General features: G+C 38.5%; 17 protein-coding genes and 2 rRNA genes. 10 read left to right on the top strand and 9 right to left on the bottom strand.

What is annotated here, in order from left to right:
* Nucleotides 1-73 precede the first annotated feature (73 nt).
* A protein-coding gene (locus AC2SLP_RS11435) for an IS3 family transposase (protein ID WP_486535860.1) occupies nucleotides 74-1,161 on the top strand; the annotation gives its coding sequence in 2 pieces (ribosomal slippage) (nucleotides 74-326 and nucleotides 326-1,161; 1,089 coding nt in all).
* Between the two features lie 234 nt (nucleotides 1,162-1,395).
* Here AC2SLP_RS11435 and ettA read toward each other — a convergent pair.
* On the bottom strand, nucleotides 1,396-3,057 hold the full coding sequence (gene ettA, locus AC2SLP_RS11430; protein WP_486536785.1) for an energy-dependent translational throttle protein EttA: 1,662 nt from the start codon (nucleotides 3,055-3,057) through the stop codon (nucleotides 1,396-1,398).
* Nucleotides 3,058-3,645: 588 nt separating this feature from the next.
* Between ettA and AC2SLP_RS11425 the strand changes: the two genes are divergently transcribed.
* The 3 genes from AC2SLP_RS11425 (at nucleotide 3,646) to AC2SLP_RS11415 (ending at nucleotide 5,237) form a co-directional block, all read left to right on the top strand.
* The gene (locus AC2SLP_RS11425; RefSeq protein WP_486536784.1) at nucleotides 3,646-3,930 is read left to right on the top strand and encodes a GNAT family N-acetyltransferase; all 285 of its coding nucleotides are present in this window, start codon (nucleotides 3,646-3,648) and stop codon (nucleotides 3,928-3,930) included.
* A gap of 256 nt (nucleotides 3,931-4,186) precedes the next feature.
* Nucleotides 4,187-4,480: a 4a-hydroxytetrahydrobiopterin dehydratase gene (locus tag AC2SLP_RS11420; protein ID WP_486536783.1), complete on the top strand. Its 294-nt coding sequence runs from the start codon at nucleotides 4,187-4,189 to the stop codon at nucleotides 4,478-4,480.
* Between the two features lie 49 nt (nucleotides 4,481-4,529).
* A complete protein-coding gene (locus tag AC2SLP_RS11415; RefSeq protein WP_486536782.1) occupies nucleotides 4,530-5,237 on the top strand; it encodes a metal-dependent hydrolase in 708 nt (235 codons plus the stop codon).
* A 188-nt stretch (nucleotides 5,238-5,425) separates the two neighbouring features.
* On the opposite strand, the gene AC2SLP_RS11410 is transcribed toward AC2SLP_RS11415, so the two are convergent.
* Complete coding sequence (locus tag AC2SLP_RS11410) at nucleotides 5,426-6,637, bottom strand: Lnb N-terminal periplasmic domain-containing protein (protein ID WP_486536781.1); 1,212 nt, start codon at nucleotides 6,635-6,637, stop codon at nucleotides 5,426-5,428.
* Nucleotides 6,638-6,902: 265 nt separating this feature from the next.
* Between AC2SLP_RS11410 and AC2SLP_RS11405 the strand changes: the two genes are divergently transcribed.
* On the top strand, nucleotides 6,903-7,790 hold the full coding sequence (locus tag AC2SLP_RS11405) for a CBS domain-containing protein (RefSeq protein ID WP_486536780.1): 888 nt from the start codon (nucleotides 6,903-6,905) through the stop codon (nucleotides 7,788-7,790).
* On the top strand, nucleotides 7,783-8,889 hold the full coding sequence (locus AC2SLP_RS11400; RefSeq protein WP_486536779.1) for a patatin-like phospholipase family protein: 1,107 nt from the start codon (nucleotides 7,783-7,785) through the stop codon (nucleotides 8,887-8,889). Before AC2SLP_RS11405 ends, AC2SLP_RS11400 begins: the two co-directional genes overlap by 8 nt.
* A gap of 272 nt (nucleotides 8,890-9,161) precedes the next feature.
* Here AC2SLP_RS11400 and AC2SLP_RS11395 read toward each other — a convergent pair whose 3' ends face one another.
* The gene (locus tag AC2SLP_RS11395; protein WP_486536778.1) at nucleotides 9,162-9,734 is read right to left on the bottom strand and encodes a hypothetical protein; all 573 of its coding nucleotides are present in this window, start codon (nucleotides 9,732-9,734) and stop codon (nucleotides 9,162-9,164) included.
* Nucleotides 9,735-10,146: 412 nt separating this feature from the next.
* Here AC2SLP_RS11395 and argA point away from each other — a divergent pair, with 412 nt between their 5' ends.
* The gene (gene argA, locus AC2SLP_RS11390; protein ID WP_486536777.1) at nucleotides 10,147-11,469 is read left to right on the top strand and encodes an amino-acid N-acetyltransferase; all 1,323 of its coding nucleotides are present in this window, start codon (nucleotides 10,147-10,149) and stop codon (nucleotides 11,467-11,469) included.
* A gap of 217 nt (nucleotides 11,470-11,686) precedes the next feature.
* Here the strand turns inward: argA and bamJ are convergent, their stop codons facing one another.
* Nucleotides 11,687-12,442 (bottom strand): BamJ family beta-barrel-assembly machinery protein, encoded by a 756-nt coding sequence (gene bamJ / locus AC2SLP_RS11385; RefSeq protein ID WP_486536776.1) that lies wholly within the window; start codon nucleotides 12,440-12,442, stop codon nucleotides 11,687-11,689.
* A gap of 742 nt (nucleotides 12,443-13,184) precedes the next feature.
* Between bamJ and AC2SLP_RS11380 the strand changes: the two genes are divergently transcribed.
* Together AC2SLP_RS11380 and AC2SLP_RS11375 are read left to right on the top strand one after the other, a co-directional pair.
* The gene (locus AC2SLP_RS11380) at nucleotides 13,185-14,756 is read left to right on the top strand and encodes a mechanosensitive ion channel (protein WP_486536775.1); all 1,572 of its coding nucleotides are present in this window, start codon (nucleotides 13,185-13,187) and stop codon (nucleotides 14,754-14,756) included.
* Nucleotides 14,757-15,032: 276 nt separating this feature from the next.
* Nucleotides 15,033-15,719, top strand: a complete 687-nt coding sequence (locus tag AC2SLP_RS11375; RefSeq protein ID WP_486536774.1) for an SDR family NAD(P)-dependent oxidoreductase — start codon at nucleotides 15,033-15,035, stop codon at nucleotides 15,717-15,719.
* A 168-nt stretch (nucleotides 15,720-15,887) separates the two neighbouring features.
* On the opposite strand, the gene AC2SLP_RS11370 is transcribed toward AC2SLP_RS11375, so the two are convergent.
* The 3 genes from AC2SLP_RS11370 to AC2SLP_RS11360 form a co-directional block, all read right to left on the bottom strand.
* The gene (locus AC2SLP_RS11370; RefSeq protein WP_486536773.1) at nucleotides 15,888-16,559 is read right to left on the bottom strand and encodes a lysophospholipid acyltransferase family protein; all 672 of its coding nucleotides are present in this window, start codon (nucleotides 16,557-16,559) and stop codon (nucleotides 15,888-15,890) included.
* A 112-nt stretch (nucleotides 16,560-16,671) separates the two neighbouring features.
* Nucleotides 16,672-18,561, bottom strand: coding sequence for a DNA topoisomerase IV subunit B (gene parE / locus AC2SLP_RS11365; RefSeq protein WP_486536772.1), 1,890 nt, complete (start codon nucleotides 18,559-18,561; stop codon nucleotides 16,672-16,674).
* 189 nt (nucleotides 18,562-18,750) lie between these two features.
* Nucleotides 18,751-19,416 (bottom strand): YqiA/YcfP family alpha/beta fold hydrolase, encoded by a 666-nt coding sequence (locus AC2SLP_RS11360; protein ID WP_486536771.1) that lies wholly within the window; start codon nucleotides 19,414-19,416, stop codon nucleotides 18,751-18,753.
* 184 nt (nucleotides 19,417-19,600) lie between these two features.
* Here AC2SLP_RS11360 and AC2SLP_RS11355 point away from each other — a divergent pair, with 184 nt between their 5' ends.
* A complete protein-coding gene (locus AC2SLP_RS11355; protein ID WP_486536770.1) occupies nucleotides 19,601-19,879 on the top strand; it encodes a DUF1289 domain-containing protein in 279 nt (92 codons plus the stop codon).
* Between the two features lie 133 nt (nucleotides 19,880-20,012).
* Here the strand turns inward: AC2SLP_RS11355 and rrf are convergent.
* Both rrf and AC2SLP_RS11345 read right to left on the bottom strand, forming a co-directional pair.
* A 5S ribosomal RNA gene (rrf, locus tag AC2SLP_RS11350) occupies nucleotides 20,013-20,127 on the bottom strand.
* A gap of 145 nt (nucleotides 20,128-20,272) precedes the next feature.
* Nucleotides 20,273-20,458: ribosomal RNA gene (locus AC2SLP_RS11345) — 23S ribosomal RNA — on the bottom strand; the annotation flags it as partial.

Here is a 20,458-nt window from a genome sequence, read left to right as displayed (position 1 = left end):
GGTAATCCTCCCAAAAAATAATAACACCTAAAAGTAGAAACTAACTGCTAAAATACTAGCAGGAGATTTCGACATGAAAAAATCAAGATTTACCGACACACAGATTGTTAACATACTCAAACAAGCAGAACAAGGCGTACCCGTCAGTGACATATTACGTGAACACAATATAAGTCAGAGCACCTTCTATAAATGGAGGAGCAAATACGGTGGTATGGATGCCTCACTCATTACCCGTCTTAAAGAATTAGAAGCTGAGAACGCTCGCTTAAAGAAGATGTACGCTGAAGAGCGTCTAAAATCAGACATCTTACAGGATGCCATGTCAAAAAAGTGGTAGCGCCGTCTAGGCGCAAAGAGCTTGCTGAGCATTACATCAAAGCCAGAGCCATTAGCGTACGCTTGGCCTGTCTGATCTTTAACATCAGCATAACCTGCTATTACTATCAGCCAAAGACAGCGGATGATAATGAGCAAATAGCCAAGCTGTTGATTAATCTGACAAACGACCATAAAAACTGGGGCTTTAAGCTATGCTTTCTATACTTAAGAAATGTACTCAGACTACCTTACAACCATAAGCGTGTTTATCGTATCTACCGTGAGCTTGAATTAAACTTAAGAATAAAGCCTAAACGCCGTATTAAGCGAGACAAACCACAAAAGCTTGCTGTACCAACTCATATCAATCAAAGCTGGAGCATGGACTTTATGCACGATGCTTTAACCGATGGTAGAGCCATTAGACTCTTTAACGTCATTGATGACTTTAATCGTGAAGCATTAACCATAGAGGTCGACTTCTCACTACCAGCTCAAAGAGTCATACGCAGTTTAAATCAGCTAATAGAATGCCGTGGCAAACCTGATCAAATCAGGTGTGATAATGGCCCTGAATATATCAGCAATGATTTAAAAGACTGGGCAACTGAGCAAGGTATTGTTATCGAATACATTGAGCCTGGCAATCCTCAGCAAAATGCTTATGTAGAGCGCTTTAATAAAACAGTTCGTTATGATTGGCTTAATCAGGAGTTGTTTAATAGTTTAGAGCAAGTGAGACAGCAGGCTGAGGCTTGGCTCAATCACTATAATAACGAGAGACCCAATATGGGTAATGGTGGCTTTACGCCGATTCAGAAACTTAATATGGCAGCTTAGTTCTACTTATTTAGTGTTTTAAATATGGGGGTATTTCCACTTATTAACTATTTATTAACTTTTTTGTGAAAAAAGAGGCACAATTGCTTTCACAATTGTGCCTCTTTAGTATATTACTATTTTAGTTTTTTATCGCATTCAAACTGTTTGACAGTAGAGCTTTTGTACTAAGAATTGATTTTCATAGATTCATCAAACAAACTCAAACTATCTCTAGCCTATGAGGATAACAGATTAGCTAGTAATCTTCTTATATTTCATACGTTTAGGGCCTGCATCATCGCCTAAAGTTTTCTTACGGTAAGCTTCATATTCAGAGTAGTTACCGTCGTACCATACGGGGCCTTCAGGTTCAAAAGCGAGAATGTGTGTGGCAATACGATCTAGGAACCAGCGGTCATGCGACACGACTAACACGGTACCAGGGAATACTTGAATCGCATCTTCTAAAGCACGTAATGTCTCAACGTCCAAATCGTTTGACGGCTCATCAAGTAAAATAACATTAGCGCCCTGTTTGAGCGTCTTAGCCAACTGTAAACGGTTACGTTCACCACCAGATAAGTTGCCTACAAGCTTTTGCTGATCTGACCCTTTGAAATTAAATCGGCCAATATAAGCACGACTTGGCGTTTCATAGTCGCCAACTTTAATAATATCAAGACCATCTGAGACCTCTTCCCATACTGTTTTGTCGTTGTCCAAATTGTCACGCACCTGACCAACATAAGCGACCTTGACACTTTCCCCTAGCTCGACACTACCCGTATCTGGTTCGTCAAGACCTGTCATCATGTTAAATAAAGTCGTCTTACCTGCACCATTTGGACCAATAATACCGACAATAGCCGCTGGTGGCACGTTAAAGCTTAAGTTTTCATATAACAATCTATCGCCAAATGATTTAGAAATATTATTAATTTCAATCACTTTATTCCCCAAGCGTGGACCTGGTGGAATATATATCTCTGAGGTTTCATTGCGTTCTTGGAACTCTTTAGAGTTAAGCTCTTCAAAACGCTGAATACGAGATTTAGACTTCGTTTGTTGACCTTTTTGGTTTTTACGTACCCATTCCAGCTCTTTTTTGAGCGCTTTAGCAAATGATTCTTCTTGTTTTTGCTGCTCTTCTAAACGCTTGTTTTTCTGCTCTAGCCATTCAGTATAGTTACCTTCATAAGGGTAGCCATAACCGCGGTCCAGCTCAAGAATCCACTCAGCCACATTATCAAGGAAATATCTATCATGCGTAATGGCCACGATCGTACCGCTAAAGTTCTTCAAGAACTGCTCTAGCCACGCTACAGATTCTGCGTCTAAATGGTTAGTCGGCTCATCAAGAAGCAGCATATCTGGACGAGATAATAGCAGACGACATAATGCCACACGGCGTTTTTCACCACCCGACAGCTTGCTAACCTCGGCATCCCAAGGTGGTAGACGTAATGCATCCGCCGCTTTTTCAAGCTGAGTGTTTAAATTATGCGCATCCCAAGACTGGATGATGTCTTCCATCTTGCCCTGTTCTTCCGCTAATTTATCAAAATCAGCATCAGGTGCCGCATACTCTGAATAAATCTCATCTAAACGAGCTAAAGCATCCAACGCTTCACGCATACCGTCTTCAACGTTACCGCGCACATCTTTAGACTCATCTAATTGTGGCTCTTGCGGCAGATAGCCGATTTTGGTACCTGGCTGCGCGCGTGCTTCACCGCTGTATTCTGTATCCACACCTGCCATGATACGAAGTAACGTTGATTTACCTGCGCCGTTAATCCCTAAAACCCCAATTTTAGCACCAGGGAAAAAAGACAAACTGATATCTTTTAAGATTTCACGCTTTGGTGGAACAAGTTTTGATACCTTGTTCATTGTATAAATATATTGTGCCATTAAGACTCCGTTAACCTTAATTGTTCTTATAGAAATATATCTTATATAAAACCATTAAGGAGGATGAAAATAATTATTAAAATATTTGAAAAAATTTTGTAATCGTAGAATTATATTAGGGCGTGTCCCTAATGAATATTAAAACTGTTAATAGTCAATCATCAACATTTAGTAGACATTATCGCATATTGGGTGTCAGTTATCATCTGATGTTACTTTACTTCTTTGTTGCTCAACCTTTTTTGTTTCTTCAATTTCTTTGTTTATTTATTTTCTTTGTTTATTTATTTTCTTTGTTTATTTATTTTCTTTGTTTCTTTATTTTCTTTGTTTCTTTATTTTCTTTGTTTCTTTATTTTCTTAGTTTATTGGTATGTTTGAGTTACTTATAAACGATGACATTACATTTTGTGAAGAGTTTTAAGAATATGTTTATATAACGTCTACAGACATCGTGTCTGATACACCTTATTATATATACCACTAGTAAAGTAAATTACCATGTACCGTTTGACAATGTTCAATATACTTATTATTAAACTAAATAATTGAACTAAATTATTCGATATATTCAATCAGGAGATACGCATGTCTACTTCTTTAGATATACGACATAATACGCAAGAGAACCGCTTTGAAACTACCCTAGAGGGTCATACAGGTTATATTAGCTACCAAAATCAAGGCGATGTTATTGTTTATGACCATACCATTGTTCCCAAAGCGTTAGGAGGACGAGGTATCGGTTCGTCACTAGTACAACATGCTCTAGAATATGCACAGGAGAATGATAAGAAGGTGGTTCCGCAATGCTCGTTTGTGGCATCTTATATTAATAAACATCCCGAAAAATTCAAAGATCTTGTAGAATAATAAAATCAGAATATAAAAGGGCTTTTGCTAAAAGACAAACTTTATAATGGTATCAACTAAATCGTGATTATATGGAAGTTTAAAGATACAATATAATTTGTATTCCAATCTTATTTTGCATTACATACTTGTATTATTTCTTGTATTATTTGATTGATTGGTTTTTAGTATCATCATATTTATATTCATATCCATAATTGTATCCATCAAAGGGATTATCTTTTTTTAGCCTGACAGAATTATGTGGGAGAGTTAAATGAGTCACTTGACAGATTCTCAAATAGAAATACAGCTACAAGATCTAAAAGGCTGGACAAGAGATGGCAATGCCATTGTTAAAACGTTTGAATTTAACAACTTTGTAGAAGCCATAAGCTTTATGATGGAAGCCGCTTTTCACGCTCAGGATATTGAGCATCATCCTGACTGGCGCAACTATTACAATAAAGTTCATGTACGATTGACTACCCATGATCTGCGAGGCATATCTAGCCATGATATTCGTTTGGCAAAACGTATGCAGCAAATTGCTTCTTCTAAGGCGTCTTAAACTCTATAGCATTCTGAGTCAACTCTAATTATTCGTAGGCTAATATTCTGTGGCAAATTTTAATACCCACCTCACTGGCGGCTTTGCTGTCAGTGCGGTTTTGGGTTTGGCAATTTATAAAGCTGGTCTTATTGATTCAAATGAATTCTTGATATGTGTACTCATAGGTACGATTGGTGGTTTGTTACCTGATATCGATTCAGATAACTCGACGCCTACACGTATGGGGTTTAACCTATTATCTCTAGCGCTGGCATTTGCATTGGTTATTCATTGGCGAAGTGAGTTATCGCTATTATCAATGGTACTGTTATGGGTAGCAGGATACGTGTTTGTACGTTATGCAATCTTTGCCTTATTTGCAAAATTAACCACGCATCGCGGTATTATTCATTCAGTACCTTATATGGCAGCATTGGCGCTTGCTTTAGTCAGTTTCAACTATTATCTATTGGATACTCCGTCGGCTACCAGCTGGTTTTATGGGGTGTTCTTATTTATAGGCTCAATGATTCATTTGAGTTTGGATGAGGTATATAGCGTTGATTTATTGAATAACCGCCTAAAGCGCTCCTCTGGTACCGCTATGAAGTTTTACAAAGATTCGCAGCGATTTTACTATTTGGGTTTATACGCTATATTATTTCTATTTATATTTATTTCGCCCCCTGTTGAGGCATTTACAAATAAAGTCTCTGATCCCATAACGTGGTGGCTGCTCAAAGACTCTTTACTGCCAGAGGTGCTTAAGCGCTAAGTTTTGGCTCAGCTTAATGGCTGGCTTTAATGCTTAGTTTAATGGCTGGCTTTAACGCTTTAAGTCAGTATCGTATTTTTAGGATAATGGCTTTTAAGTATTAGCTTTTTACCTTTACAGTCAAGCTAGTAGAAGCAGACTAGTAGCAGTAGATTAGTATGTAAATTAGTAACACTAGACTCGTAGATTTAAGGCTGTGATTCCGCCAGTTCCGGTAGCAGTTCAGGTATGGGTAAACCTTGACGAACGAGCTCAGAATAACGGTAACTATTGTTATTCTCACTATTGCTCAGATTAGCAACCTTTGGATTGATATGAGATTTTTCATACCACTCCTTTATGTCCCAACCAGTATTCGGTAGCAAATTATTGTCATACAAATAGTTTGGCACATAGCCTGAGACTAATATTCGGATATCATGCGGAAACTGTCCATCAGTGGCGGCACGTGCAAAGTTAAAAAGCACTGTCGTACAATTTCTAACAAGCGTGTTATACCAAGTGGCTTCCTTATTTAGCGCGTCAGCAAGCTGTAAATAGTTGGTAAAAAATTCGCGTGTCTGTTCGCGGGAGATGTTTTCAATTGGAAACATATACACTTGCTCCCCGCGTATGTTTGAGCGCGTATATACCATATCGCGCTCTTCGGAGGCCACCAATACCATTTCAAACTGTTTGACAAACCCGCCAAATGCAGAAAACGACTCATCTTCTTCTTTACGAATCTCTATAGAGAAGCTTAATGGCCGATCATCTTCAAACCTAAAGCTTAATAAAGTATGCCCAATCGGCTTACCCATCCAGTAGGAATTGATGATATCCACACCACTTAATTTATTTAGATCTACAGTACGCTCGGTCCAGCGCTCGTTAGTGACCACATCGATTCGCTCCCCTTCAACGGAGGTTTTATTAGCTACTTTATAATAATAGGGCTCATTTGGCTGGACTAGAGTTTGACTATGTTCTGAACGTTTCCATTCAAAATCACGTACATTTTTTAGCGTTATGAGATTGGGATTATTGGCATCTTGAGTATAGGTGACTTTTTTACTTACCTCAGCCTGCCACGGTCTATTATCTTTTGCAGGCAACCATATAAACCATGCCAGTAGCATTAGCCACAGTACGGCTGCACCCATAAGCCACTTTGGAAAGGTAGCAAAACGTTTATAATACCCTCGTAATAAGAACACAGTTAAAGCGGCAACGAGCAGCACAGCCAGCCATTTTAAAATTGAATTGAATCCCAAATGTACCCACAGTACCAGACCTGCCCACACCCCACATAATAGTATTATTGATGACACAACTGTTTTAATTAGTGATGTCCCAAGACGTGACATGGGTGACGGTGTTGGTAGTAAGCGTTTAGTCAGTGGCTTACTTGAACTCGGCATCGTTTATTACTTCCTCAGCTATACAATACGTTAGTCAATATGTTAATTAATATGTTAGTCAATTAGTCATCTAATAAAATTAATCAATAAGTCATTTAATGACTGATCAAAACCGTCAGTTTATACCAGCCGTTGACACTTAGCAGTAAGGCGTCACAGTGACAATACAAATTTGCAGACAAAATATTGGGGTTTGGCGTTGAATATCGCTGTGCCTTGGGATACAGTGAGAACATTAAATTACGATACGAGGTAAAACTTATCCATGTCCGATGATAACTCTGGTAACTCCAGTTGGTCCATGCGAGGATTGAAACGCTGGCTTAACACCGCTCCTGAAACCCGAGACGAGCTTATTAAGCTTGTACAAGATTCTCGCCAGTTTTTAGAACCTGATACTGTAGATATGCTTGAGGGTGTTCTTGACTTGCCCGCCACTCAAGTTCGTGAAATCATGACGCCACGACCACAGGTTGAAGGCGTACATGAAAACGACAGTTTGACAGACATCATGGATATGATTCTTGATACCAGCCATTCCCGTTATCCTGTTTTTGACAGTCAGGATGATGACGCCGTCATAGGCATCTTACTAGGTAAAGACCTGATTCCTCTGCTGGTAAATTTAGTCCGTGATAAAGAACAAGACATCAACTCTTTTCGCTTAAAGTCTTTGGTACGTCAACCCTTATATATCAGCGAAACCGCACGCTCTGATACTTTGCTTCGCTCTCTTCAGCGTACGCAAGTGCACATGGCTGTTGTGGTTGATGAGTTTGGCAATATGGTTGGCGTGGTGACTATGGAAGATCTATTAGAAGAGATTGTTGGCGATATTGTTGATGAGCACGACAACTTTGATGAAGACAGTGACATCAATAACATTATTGCGCATCCCGATAAACCAAATACATGGATTGTTCAAGCATCAACATTGATTGAAGACTGTAATGAAGAGCTGCACACTTTATTTGATGATACCGATGTCGACACTATGGGTGGCCTTGTGATGCAAGAACTTGGTGATGTTGGTGATTTAGAAGGCGAAATAGTCACGACGCAAGGATGGCAGATATCTGTCATTGATGTTGATGGTAGATTTATAAAAGCTTTAGAGTTAACCCCTTTAGATGAGGCGCCCTTAATTGATTAGTTACGTGACCAATATTCGTATTACATATGGTTGCACTACCTATGCTCATATTATTAAAACCATAATAATAGCATTCGTAGCGGTAGTAGCAACCTTACTGACCAGTGCCTGCTCCTCAGTGGCCACTGAGTCTCCTACATCAGCAAGCTCAGTACCTGTATTGGACAATGAGCCTTTAAATGCACCCGTAATTGCCTTGGTACTCGGCGGCGGCGGTGCTAAGGGATTTGCACATATTGGCGTAATTAAAGCTTTGGAGGCGAACAACATAACCCCTGATCTTGTCGTGGGTACCAGTGTGGGTAGCTTTGTGGGCAGTATATATGCCAGTGGCAAATCTGCTGCTGAGTTAGAACGCTTAGCACTAAACACGCCCGATAGCGCTTTAACAGATTTGACCTTGTCCTATCAAGGGGTTATCGAAGGCAAAAAACTGCGACAATTTGTTAACAATCAGGTAAATCATTTACCTATCGAATCCTTCCCCATTCAGTTTGCAGCGGTGGCAGCTGAGAAACATACTTATAAAAAAGCGGTGTTTAATAAAGGAGAAGCAGGTCTTATTGTTCAAGCCTCAAGTAGCGTACCTAACTTGTTTATTGCACCGCGCATACCTGATCCAGCTACTTCAAACGTTATTGGTAAAAAGTACATAGATGGGGGTGTCGTCAGCATCGTGCCTGTTGATACGGCACGTTCGCTAGGCGCTGACATGATAATTGCGGTTGATCTACAAGTAAATACGGGACCAACTTCTCAAAAAAGCGTTAGTTCAGTACTACTAAATAACCTACGACTAAGTATGAGTGACAAAACCTTATGGACACTACTTGAGCAAGGTTACACTACTTATTTGAATGAATCCAAAAACAACTCAAGTTTCAATAATAATCCCAATTTTCACGACTATTATCAGCAGAACAAAGATGAGATATCGCGGGCTGATATCATTATTAGACCAGAGGTTTCTCGTATCGGTCCTTTAAACACATCAGATCGTGCCGAAGCCATTGCCGCAGGTGAAGCGGCTGTACTTAAGCATCTACCGGCTATTATTGATGGCATTGAAGAAGTAAAGATACAACATCGAAGAAACTAAAGTTCTGAGTTAGTCGCTAAAGTGCTTTTTATACAGTGTCTTTCTATAAAGTGGTTTCTTTGGAAGGCTATTCGATAAAGTGCCTTTACACAAAATATTAGTCCCATGAAATGCTAGTCCCATAAAATGCTAGTCCCATAAAGCGATAGTCGTTAAAGAGTCAGTCATTAAAGCGCTATTCGTTTAAGAGCTATTCACTAAAAAAGCTTAGATAAAAAAATAACCCACGACAGCAGTGCCGTGGGTTATTTTTTAGAAATAACTTTATGAGACTATCTAACCAATGCACGGTACTTAACGACAGCGGTCTCATCAACGCCAAGACCCTCAATAGTCCAGCGTAAACTTTTATAGTATTCTAAAGGTACTTCTTTAAGCTCACCACCAATTCGGCCTCGTAAAGGCATATGGTTAAAGTTAGTCCCATCAATGCTCGCTTCAGCTGTATTCGGTACAACTTCACCCAATAGCTTCACCTCATTGGGAATACTCATATAAACATCCATCGAACCCACTCGATCCGTGCTTTTATTAGTAAAGTAGCTGTGATACTCGATGACGTTCCCTTTGCGCAAACGTGTATTAGCACTAACTGGCTGTAGTACTGCACGCCCTTGCGAATCAACACTTACCAAAGCAGCGACTGTACGGGTTTCAATATTTGTAGCGGTGTTATTAGTCCCAATAGCTTGAGCGTTCTGTATACTGCTTGGATTATTGAGCTCTGGTTCAGGTGTCGGTAGCATCGCATGAGCGCTGATGCTACCCATTAACAATGTTGATGCCAATGCAAAACCGCCTAACAAATTTGAGGTAGGTTGAGTAGATGATAGATTAAGGTTCATAAATTCGGCTTCCTTATTATGATTAGATTTATTTTAAAATCAGTCTTTTGTATTAAGTTTAATGCATTTAGTCTATAGCATAAGACCAGACCACACTTACATAGTTTTTGAGCTTAAAAATAGTTTTCGAGCTTAAAATTGGAGTGGTGTCGTTTCACAGTAACAATTCTATAGTAGCGACTCAATAGTAGCGACTCAATATTAACGACTATAGGCTACAACGGCTTTACTAGAATTAACACCCTTACTAATCAATACTACGACAAATTCGCGTAATTATCTGTATTAAGTCAGTTTCTAAGCCCTTACTGTAAAATAAAGATGGCTCAAGTTATGATTTTTTGTTATCGTTAAAGCTTTAATTAACGCCTAAAATCTTAGGCTTTTAGTCCGCTCTTTTCTGTGATTTTTTATGAAAGATACTGCCATGCCACGAATAACGCCTGATTATGTACATTGGTTTCGTAATTCCGCCCCTTATATCAACACACACCGAGGTAAGACATTTGTCATTATGTTTGGTGGTGAAGCGGTCAATCACTCAAACTTTAGCAACCTAATTCATGACTTTGCGCTCTTGCACAGCTTAGGTATCAATTTGGTATTGGTTCATGGGGCTCGGCCACAAATTGAAAAAAACCTAAACGGTTTAAATATAGAATCTCCCCTACATAACAATATTCGTGTCACGCCGAGAGAAGCCATGCCAGCAATATTAGAGGCAGTTGGCGCTATTCGTTTGCAAATTGAAGCCCAGCTTTCAATGGGTCTGGCTAATTCACCCATGTACGGTTCACGTATTGACGCCGTTTCAGGTAACTTTGTGACTGCCAGGCCATATGGAGTTCGTCATGGTGTGGATTACCAAATGACTGGAGAGGTCCGCTCAATCGATGTTGAAGCGATAAAAAACAATCTCATTCACAATCATATTGTGGTACTTGGCTCAATGGGATACTCAGCCACAGGTGAGGTATTTAACTTACTGGGTGAAGATGTGGCATTAAAAGCTGCTATAGCGTTAGATGCTGATAAATTGATATTTTTAGGTGGTGAAACCGGTATAAACGAAGAAGGTCGATTACTTCATGCCATGATACCTAATGAAGTTGATCGTTTTTTACGCGACCGCGACCTGAGCCGCGAGATTTATCATTTTTTACACTGCGCTGGTCAAGCTTGCCGTGAAGGTATTCATCGCACGCATATTATCTCCTATGCTCAAGATGGCGCTCTATTAGAAGAATTATTTACACGTGATGGTTCTGGCACCCTTATTAGCCACGACCCTTATGAGGAAATACGCCACGCTAATATTGATGATGTGGTGGGGCTTATTGAGCTTTTATCTCCCTTAGAAGAACAGGGGATTTTAGTTCAAAGATCACGTGAACGTCTTGAACAAGAAATTGAATCGTATAGTGTGATTGAACGCGATGGGATGATACTAGGCTGCGCAGCGCTGCATCCTCTTGATGAGTATTCTGCAGAAGTGGCTTCAATTGCTATCCATCCAGACTATAGAAATGGCAGCCGCGGTGCAGATTTATTAGCATTCTTAGAGCAGCAGGCACGCAGTCATGGGCGTCATACTTTGTATGCATTGACGACGCGTACCGCACACTGGTTTGTTGAACAAGGATTTGAAGAAGTCGCTGCAGACGCTCTACCTGAGCCGCGCAAAACTGCTTATCATAACGGTCGCAATTCCAAAATTTTTAAAAAGACGCTTTAAACGTGACATTACCATTTAGTAGTTCGCTGACTATATACAATACTGTATCTTAATTCACTAACTATTATTTTATTAAATTGTGATATAAAAAAGCCTGCATCATTGCAGGCTTTTATTTTTTTGATCTAATCTAAAGTTAAATACTTAGATTTAAGCACTTAAAACACTTAAGTTACAGCTTTTACTATAATTCGAGCTTTTACTATAATTAAAGCATTTACTGTATAGCAGGCGCATCTTTAGGATTAACTTCTAGCATCTCAACTTTAAAGATTAAGGTACTATTTGGATCAATACCAGGGCTACCTGTTTCGCCATAAGCAAGGTCTGCAGGAATATAAAGCTCATAAGTACCGCCTTCTTTCATAAGCTCTAAACCTTCGCTAAATCCAGGAATCATTCCTTGGACAGGGAATACAACAGGCTCACCACGATCGTAGGAGCTATCAAACACGGTACCATCAATTAATTTACCTTCATAGTTGATCTTAACCATGTCACTTGCCGTTGGTGACTTACCTGAGCCTGCAGTCAATACTTTATACTGCAATCCAGAATCAGTTTGTTTAACACCTTCTTTTGTCGCATTATCCGCTAAAAATTTGTCGCCTTCTTGCTTATTAACAACAGCAGCTTGTTGCATTTTTTCCATCATTTCTGTTTGTTTGCGCTGCTGATAACTCATAACAACTTCTTGCATTTGTTCTTCAGTCAATGCCGCTTCTATATCGTTATAAGCATCTCTAAACCCTAATTCAAAGGTATCTAAGTCAAGGTCATCGACCATTTCTTTGTTACCTTCAGCCATCATATAACCAATGCTATAGCCTACTTTCTCAAGCTCTGAGCTGTTTTCAGTAACGGTAGCAACGGTGCCATTTGCCTCAGGATTATTTCCATTATTAGCACAAGCTAAAGCCATAGAGCTAAGAAGTGTTACGGCAATTGCCTTTGAGGCTAGTGTTTTATTCATAAATCGATCTCTGTTAAATTAAAGAATAAGTGAATTGAGGTTAAAAGTCTTAGAGTTAAAAGTAAAGTATTTAAATAAAAAGTACTGTAATTAAGGTTATACAAGTTAAGAGGTTATTAAAAGTATTGGATTTACAAACGGATTATTGTAATTGCGTAGTTCCGTTCTTTAACAACTATAAACGTTGTTCTTTATTCAAGATCTATTAGCATTTACTCAAAATCTATTAGCTTTAAAACAGACCTATAAGCATTAAAACATAGTTATAATTTTATATAATATAAGCGATGATAATAGCACTTGAATTATAATTAAACTATATGCCTATGTTAAATCTTAATTCTATTGTATAGAAAATGTAAAAATAACCCGCAAACCTTACATAAATTTAAACAACTCTTCGTTATATCGGTTTATTATTATTTATGAATACTATACAGTAGGACAACAATTATTAGCAGTTTCAAAACCATTAATTTTTTTAACCATTATTTGTTAAATTTAGTTAATTTTTTAGGTTGTTTTTAACTAATTTTAATGAAGTTTAATCATAAATTCTCCATAGCACTTATCTTATTGTTTGTGAAGATTAGCATGTTTTTGTGCTGCCTTCTCAATAGGTTTGAATGGTGAGGGTTTAAATTATTTTATGAATGATGAAGCTGATAGATTTGAAATATTATAAAAGTTCGTATTTGAGTGGGTTTCCTACTTTTTTCTATTACTTTACAGGAGAGACAGCATGGACAACATGTTTGTTAATTTTAACGAAAATTTTACAGGGCCAATAGGCTCTATTATCGCCGCTATATTAGTCTTTGTTATCGGTTGGTTGATCGCTATGGCACTGGGTGGTGTTGTACGTAATCTATTATCTCGTGCAAACTTAAACCAGCGTATGAACTCTTCAACTGGTAAGTCTTACGATTTAGAGAACTTAGTATCTAAAGTGGTTTTTTGGTTTATATTTTTAATGGCCATTGCTGGTGCATTAAGTATGCTAAACCTAACTGCGATTTCTACACCATTTGCTAATATGATCGATAGTGTCATCACATTCATTCCAACGCTTATTGGTGCTGCTGTTGTTGGTGTTGTAGGTTGGGTTGTGGCTACTGTTGCGCGTACAGCAATCAATGCCGCCCTATCTAAAACATCTTTGGATGAAAAACTAACCGCTGAGGCTGGTGTTCAGCCAATGAGTAATACCATTGCAGATATGGTGTACTGGGTTATTTTACTATTCGTTTTAGTTATCGTTTTAGGTCAGCTAAAACTTGATGGTCTATTTGCTCCATTAACCAATATGGTTAATAAAGCAGTTAGCTATATCCCTAACATCTTTTTGGCCGCTGTTGTATTCTTCGTAGGCTATATTGTTGCCAAGATTGTTCGTGGTATCGTTACTAACATGGTATCAAGCTTAAATTTACAAGGCTTCGCTGAAAAAGCAGGTATTAGTAATAATCGTGAAAATAGCCTTCCTAATATTGCAGGTTCACTAGCATTCTTGTTAGTTATTATACCTTCAATCATTATTGCTCTTGATACGCTGAAAATTGAAGTTATCTCTCGCCCAGCAACTAACATGTTGAACAAGATTTTAGATGCTTTACCTAATATCTTTACAGCAGCTGCTATTTTAGTAATCACTTACTTCATTATGAAAATGGTTGCTAATGTGGTTAAAGGGTTATTAGAGAATACAACAGTTGATAGACTTCCTGCTAAAGTTGGTCTTGATAGTGCAATGGGTACGACTAAAGTCTCAGATCTAGTAGGTCACGCTATTATTTTCTTTGCTATGTTGTTTGCAAGTATTTTAGCTGCAGATCTACTAGGTTTTGAACAAATTAGCGGTATCATCACTATGTTTATCGCTTTTGGTGCTGATATTATTTTAGGCGCAATTATCCTATTTATTGGCTTCTGGTTAGCTAACATCATCGCTGGTGTGGTTGAACGTTCTGATAAAGGGTCACAATTCTTAGCGAATATCGTTCGTGTTCTTATCATGGGCCTTGTACTTGCTATGGGTCTAAAAGCAATGGGTATTGCTGATTCAATTGTAAATCTAGCCTTTGGTTTAACTCTAGGTGCAGTGGCAGTAGCCTTTGCATTATCTTTCGGTTTAGGTGGTCGTGAAGCCGCAGCACGTTTATTGCGTAAGCTTCAAGACAAAGCTGAGACAGAAGCGACTAAAGCTAAAGCTAAAAAAGTAATGGCAGATACTGAAACTAAAACAGGTGAAGAGCCTTCAATTACTACCCTTTCAGGTAATGAGCCTTCAGTTCCAGGTTCTGATGATCTTTAATTTGTTATTCAATTAGTTATCAATTCAATAGCATTTAATCGTATTTATTTAAATAATTAAGGCAGCGCTAAGCTGCCTTTTTTTTATATTATTATTTAATCAAATATTTGAAGTTAAATATCGTTAATATGAGCATGCTTTATTTATTTTATCTTTTATTAATCTAAAACGCGAAGTTACTTATCCTTCTATTAATATGGTTGCTATAGACATTATTTGTTGTCAAAATCTATATATATACATTATCTATTTATCTATCTATCACGGGTTCTAAACATGAGAAGATTTAATAATAAAATTATCATTATTACTGGCGCAGATTCAGAGCTTGGTCATGCGACCGCCATGCGACTGGCTAGAGAAGGCGCTATCATTATATTGATTGGAATGGATGATAAAAAGTTAAGTGCTACAGCAGATGAATTGCCTGAAGACCATACTTGGATCAATGCAGGCAATCATTTGTCAGTTACCTCAGACATTACAAACCATGATCAAGCTAAAAAGTTAGTAGACTATGTAGTAGATAGATATCAGCATATAGATGGGGTCATCAATATTAATACCAATTTTACTATGGAAGCGCCCTTAGTCTCAGAACTGAGTCAAACCCAAGGTAATATAGTAGACGTTTATGCACTGCCTAACAGTGAAAAAGAGTGGAGTCTGTCCAATTATTATGAGCTGATACAAAAAGTAGAGAAAAACATAAAAAAACACGCGTATCAATACGCCTTGCAGAGCATACGAATTAATGCGGTAGTTGTCGGCGCTATAAAAGACAGTATCGATGCTGATAAACTCAGTGAGTTTACGCAGCAAAGTCCGTTAGCTCAGCCCATCGAATTAGAAGATGCCGTTGAATCTATTACTTTTTTAGCAGATGAGGATAATCGCCAATTAACGGGGGTAACTTTGCCCGTTGACGGCGGCTTGAGTCTTAAGCGGCAAACAGATTACTAAAGAATAATAGCAATCGTTGAGTCAAACAACAATAAATCAAACAACAATGTATAGGTAGGACAAATATAAGTAAGACAAAGATTGTTAATTATAATATGGTTAAGACAATAGAAAACACTTTCAAACTACTGGAAAGTGTTTTTGTATTAATCGGCATATGATAATAGATTACCCTCTGTCTTCAGTATAGTCTTTAAGCTGCTTTGACATATTTTTAGGGTATTTAGGTGCGACACCTTCATATTGCGAAAGAATCCTGTCCATATCGGCATCAAAATCATCTGTCACATATATTGCCTGCATAAACCGTAATTCTTTAGTTTTGTAATCCATCGCAACCGGAATAATGGGTACATTTGCTTCTTTAGCAATATAATAAAAACCCGACTTAAGCTTATCTGTATAGCCTCTTGTACCTTCAGGCGCCAGCCCTAAGAATAAAGACTCGCTTTGTTTCATTCGATCTATACTAGCCTGTAAAACAGAGCCCTTATTACTGCGATTAATAGGAATGATTCCTGCCCATTTAAAAAACTTGGACGTTATAGAACTTTTAAACAAACTGTCTTTACCCATTATTTTCAAATCTAAATCCAATGCTAATATCATTGGTATGGCATATAATCCATCGAAATTTGAGGTGTGAGGAAGCCCTATGACGACTGCTTTTTTAACATTAGGTATCTCACCTAGTACTTCCCAACCAAAAAGACGTAATAGCGTCTTACCAACTTTGGGCGATAGATGACCACCACGCCTTGGAATATTATCCCCTAAAAAAGCCGATTTTAATTGCTTTCGTTTTGAAGCCAAATCTATTTTTGATTTCTTATTAGACATTTGCGTGCATCCCTACTATCTTTTTTAGTTAGAAAAGTAATCAAGGCCATACTAGGTTTCTATTAGTGACAAATTTATATTAGTGACAGGATTTTATTAGTAACAAATAGTACTAGACTATTATCTCGGCAAGGTCACCTTTACGCTCTAACCAAGACTTACGATCTGAAGCCCTTTTCTTAGCCAATAACATGTCCATAATACTACTTGTTAGCTGCATATCATCCATATCCAGTTGAACCAACCGACGTGTATCTGGATTCATTGTGGTTTCACGCAATTGTTCCGCGCTCATCTCTCCCAATCCTTTGAATCGTGTAATCTGAGGTTTTTTATTTCCAGACACTTTGCTCAAAATATGCGTCATTTCAGATTCATCTAGTGCGTAATGTACTTCTTTACCGATATCTATTCTATATAAGGGCGGCATAGCCACAAACAAGTGTCCTGCATCAACCAATGCCGGAAAATGCTTGACGAATAATGCACAGATTAAGGTCGCAATATGTAATCCATCAGAGTCTGCATCGGCCAAAATACAAATTTTGTCATAGCGCAGCTCCGATAAATCATCGGAAACGGGGTCTACGCCGATAGCAATCGCAATATCATGAATCTCGCGACTTGAAAGCACGGTATCAGGCGATACCTCCCACGTATTTAAAATCTTACCACGCAGGGGCAAAATCGCTTGAAAATGACGATCACGGGCCTGCTTAGCACTACCCCCCGCTGAATCACCCTCTACCAAAAATAGCTCAGCACCATCACGCACACCGCCTCGACAGTCGGCAAGTTTTCCAGGTAATGCTGGACCCTGAATGATTTTTTTACGGGCTACTTTCTTTGCAGATTTTAATCTTTTTCCAGCTTTTGAAATTGCTAATTCAGCTATTTGTGTTCCTAATTCAGCGTGCTGATTTAACCATAAACTAAACGCATCTTTGGCTTGAGCTTGAACCGCAGCTGCTGCTTCGCGGCTTGATAACCGCTCTTTAGTTTGACCTGAGAACTGTGGCTCTGAAAATTTAAGAGATAGAATATAGTTCACACCATCCCAAATATCTTCTCCAGTGAGTTTGACATTTCGCGGTAGTAAATTGTGTATATCACAAAACTCTCGCAGCGCTTCTAAGATTCCAGTGCGCAACCCATTAACATGTGTTCCGCCTTGCGCAGTAGGAATTAAGTTCACGTAGCTTTCCTGAATCGGATTACCGCCTTCAGGAAGCCAAGAGAGCGCGAAGGTGACGCCAGCTCGCTCGCCATCTTTGGCTTCATAGTTAAAGTAAAAAGGTTCTGGTGGCAGGGTTTCAAGACCATCTAGCTGTTCACTTAAATACTCAACGACCCCATCGGTGAACTGCCACACTACTTTATCTTTGTTAGCTTCGTCATAGAATTCTATGGTGAGCCCAGCTGCTAATACCGCTTTTGCTTTTAAGTTATGTTTTAGCTGTTTTACGCTAAACTTGGGGGTATCAAAAAAACTTTCATCAATCCAAAAGCGGACCTTAGTCCCTTTTTTTCGCTTATTAGAACTGACTGACTCAGTAAGCTTGGTAACAGGTGCGCCATTTTCAAAAGCAATGTCATATTGCGTGCCATCACGCCATACCGTTACTTCTACTCGTTTTGATAACGCGTTAACAACGGATATACCGACACCATGTAAACCGCCAGAGACTTGATAATTGCTCGTATTAAATTTACCCCCAGCGTGCAAACGAGTCAGAATAATCTCGATACCCGTTTGATTAAATTCTGGATGAATATCGGTGGGCATACCACGGCCATCATCTTCGACTGACAATGAACCATCGTCGTGTAGCTGTACTTTAATAGTTTTAGCATGACCTGCTAATGCTTCATCTACTGAGTTGTCAATAACTTCTTGCGCAAGATGATTAGGACGCGTGGTATCGGTATACATACCAGGGCGACGGCGTACTGGCTCTAACCCTTCTAACACTTCAAGTGACTGTGCGGTGTAATTACTCACTATTATTTCCTTTGCTTAGCTAGCTAATACTTATCTGCATATTATAACGAATATACTACTTCGTATGGGGATATAGACGATATTAACGACAGTAATTGACGTTAAAAAAACAACAAAGCTTAATGTTACGCTTTTAAATATTGTCTTTGATATATTCTAAGACCGCTTCTAATCGATCTAATAGTCTTACTATATTAAAGTTTGAATACGTTCCAATATCGATGGTAGCTGCTGTTCAAAGTCTGTCATACGGTGATCTCCTCCTGGTTGTAAAAACACTTGAACTCCTTGAGAACGATAAAATTTTGTAGAAATATTAGGATCTAATAGTTCATCACCGTCTTTAATAATCGCAATAACTTTTTTAGGATATACAATCTGTTCTAGCTTATGGCAATTGAACCATTCTAAATCAGCAAAAGTTATATGCCATCCCCCTGTGGTTTTATAAATTACTTCTTGTTTCTCATTATTTTGTACGCCGTTTTGAACGCTATCATTATTATTTTGATCATTACTTTGACACATATCATCTACAAAGCGTTGTAAGCTTACATGAGGCCTAGTACTCGGATTTAGTAATACTGCAGGGCATCCTGTCTCATTGCTAAGTAAGCTTGAAAAGTAGCCGCCTAATGAGCTCCCTATAACAAGAGTTTGCATAGAAGGTGGTCCAGTCCCAGCATCTGAACTTACTAACTCACAAAGCTTATTGAAAACCTTCTCAGGCGATTGATTCAAATCTGGTCTTACGACTTCAATATCAGAATGATAGATTCGACAATATTTCTCAAGTAATAAACCTTTCATTGAGTTAGCCGAACTATCAAGACCATGAATATATATAATTTTCATGTTTAATCCTTTATCAATAGCAATTGATGAAGATTATCATGAATGTAAGCGAGAAAGAAATCGTGCTAAAATTGAATATTCCACGTAAGGTTACATTGGTAACAGATATGACCTAACTTCGACCTTTTAGCTTTTAAAAGGCTGAGGACCTTTTTTTTAAGACTTATAGACGGTATATCGTTTTATGTTCGATCAAATTGAACTATTTGAAATTGAGAACCCTTGTATTGGGATTTGCCAAAGCAATAAAAAAGGCTATTGCTTTGGCTGTCTACGTAGCCGTCACGAGCGTCAATTGTGGTTGAAATTGAGTAATGAAGAAAAGAGAGAGGTTCTAAGACTAATTACAGGCCGTAAGAAGAGAATAGAGCACATGCGGATTCGTCAAAAACAGCAAATGGAGTTGGACTTTGAACAAGAGGTTGAAGTTGGCAATTTATTTGATGATTTGTTTGAGAGTTAGTTTTTTCTATATGAATAAGTTATTGTTTGGCTTATGGCATTGTGTACCCATACATATTAGTTAAAAGACATAGAAAACCCTGCCAAACAAAAGCCCCCTGTACATAAGTACAGGGGGCTTTTAGGGTATAGGGAGCTGACGATGACCTACTCTCACATGGGCGGACCCACACTACCATTGGCGCTACGATGTTTCACTTCTGAGTTCGAGAAGGGATCAGGTGGTTCCATCGTGCTATTGTCGTCAGCAAAGGGGGTATAGATATAAGTTGTTGTATTAAGCCTGAATCAAGTCACTTATATAAGTGATATAAATAATCAAATATATAAGTAATTATCAGGTGATATCGAAATAATTGGCTGATGTACAACTTTAAAACCACTTGGGTGTTGTATGGTCAAGCCGATCGAGCAATTAGTACAGGTTAGCTCCACACATCACTGCGCTTCCACACCCTGCCTATCAACGTTGTAGTCTTCAACGGCTCTTAAGGGAAATCTAATCTTGAGGTTGGCTTCCCGCTTAGATGCTTTCAGCGGTTATCCAATCCGAACGTAGCTACCGGGCAATGCCATTGGC

The organism is Psychrobacter sp. CX21 (assembly GCF_057396255.1).
The sequence above is the reverse complement of the archived record's forward strand: the minus strand, read 5'-3'. Positions and strand labels throughout refer to the sequence as shown.

Coding starts and splice junctions, on each gene's coding strand:
- ettA (WP_486536785.1), bottom strand. CDS start 3,057: ATGGCACAATATATTTATACAATGAACAAGGTATCAAAACTTGTTCCA.
- AC2SLP_RS11425 (WP_486536784.1), top strand. CDS start 3,646: ATGTCTACTTCTTTAGATATACGACATAATACGCAAGAGAACCGCTTT.
- AC2SLP_RS11420 (WP_486536783.1), top strand. CDS start 4,187: ATGAGTCACTTGACAGATTCTCAAATAGAAATACAGCTACAAGATCTA.
- AC2SLP_RS11410 (WP_486536781.1), bottom strand. CDS start 6,637: ATGCCGAGTTCAAGTAAGCCACTGACTAAACGCTTACTACCAACACCG.
- AC2SLP_RS11405 (WP_486536780.1), top strand. CDS start 6,903: ATGTCCGATGATAACTCTGGTAACTCCAGTTGGTCCATGCGAGGATTG.
- AC2SLP_RS11395 (WP_486536778.1), bottom strand. CDS start 9,734: ATGAACCTTAATCTATCATCTACTCAACCTACCTCAAATTTGTTAGGC.
- argA (WP_486536777.1), top strand. CDS start 10,147: ATGAAAGATACTGCCATGCCACGAATAACGCCTGATTATGTACATTGG.
- bamJ (WP_486536776.1), bottom strand. CDS start 12,442: ATGAATAAAACACTAGCCTCAAAGGCAATTGCCGTAACACTTCTTAGC.
- AC2SLP_RS11380 (WP_486536775.1), top strand. CDS start 13,185: ATGGACAACATGTTTGTTAATTTTAACGAAAATTTTACAGGGCCAATA.
- AC2SLP_RS11375 (WP_486536774.1), top strand. CDS start 15,033: ATGAGAAGATTTAATAATAAAATTATCATTATTACTGGCGCAGATTCA.
- AC2SLP_RS11370 (WP_486536773.1), bottom strand. CDS start 16,559: ATGTCTAATAAGAAATCAAAAATAGATTTGGCTTCAAAACGAAAGCAA.
- AC2SLP_RS11360 (WP_486536771.1), bottom strand. CDS start 19,416: ATGAAAATTATATATATTCATGGTCTTGATAGTTCGGCTAACTCAATG.
- AC2SLP_RS11355 (WP_486536770.1), top strand. CDS start 19,601: ATGTTCGATCAAATTGAACTATTTGAAATTGAGAACCCTTGTATTGGG.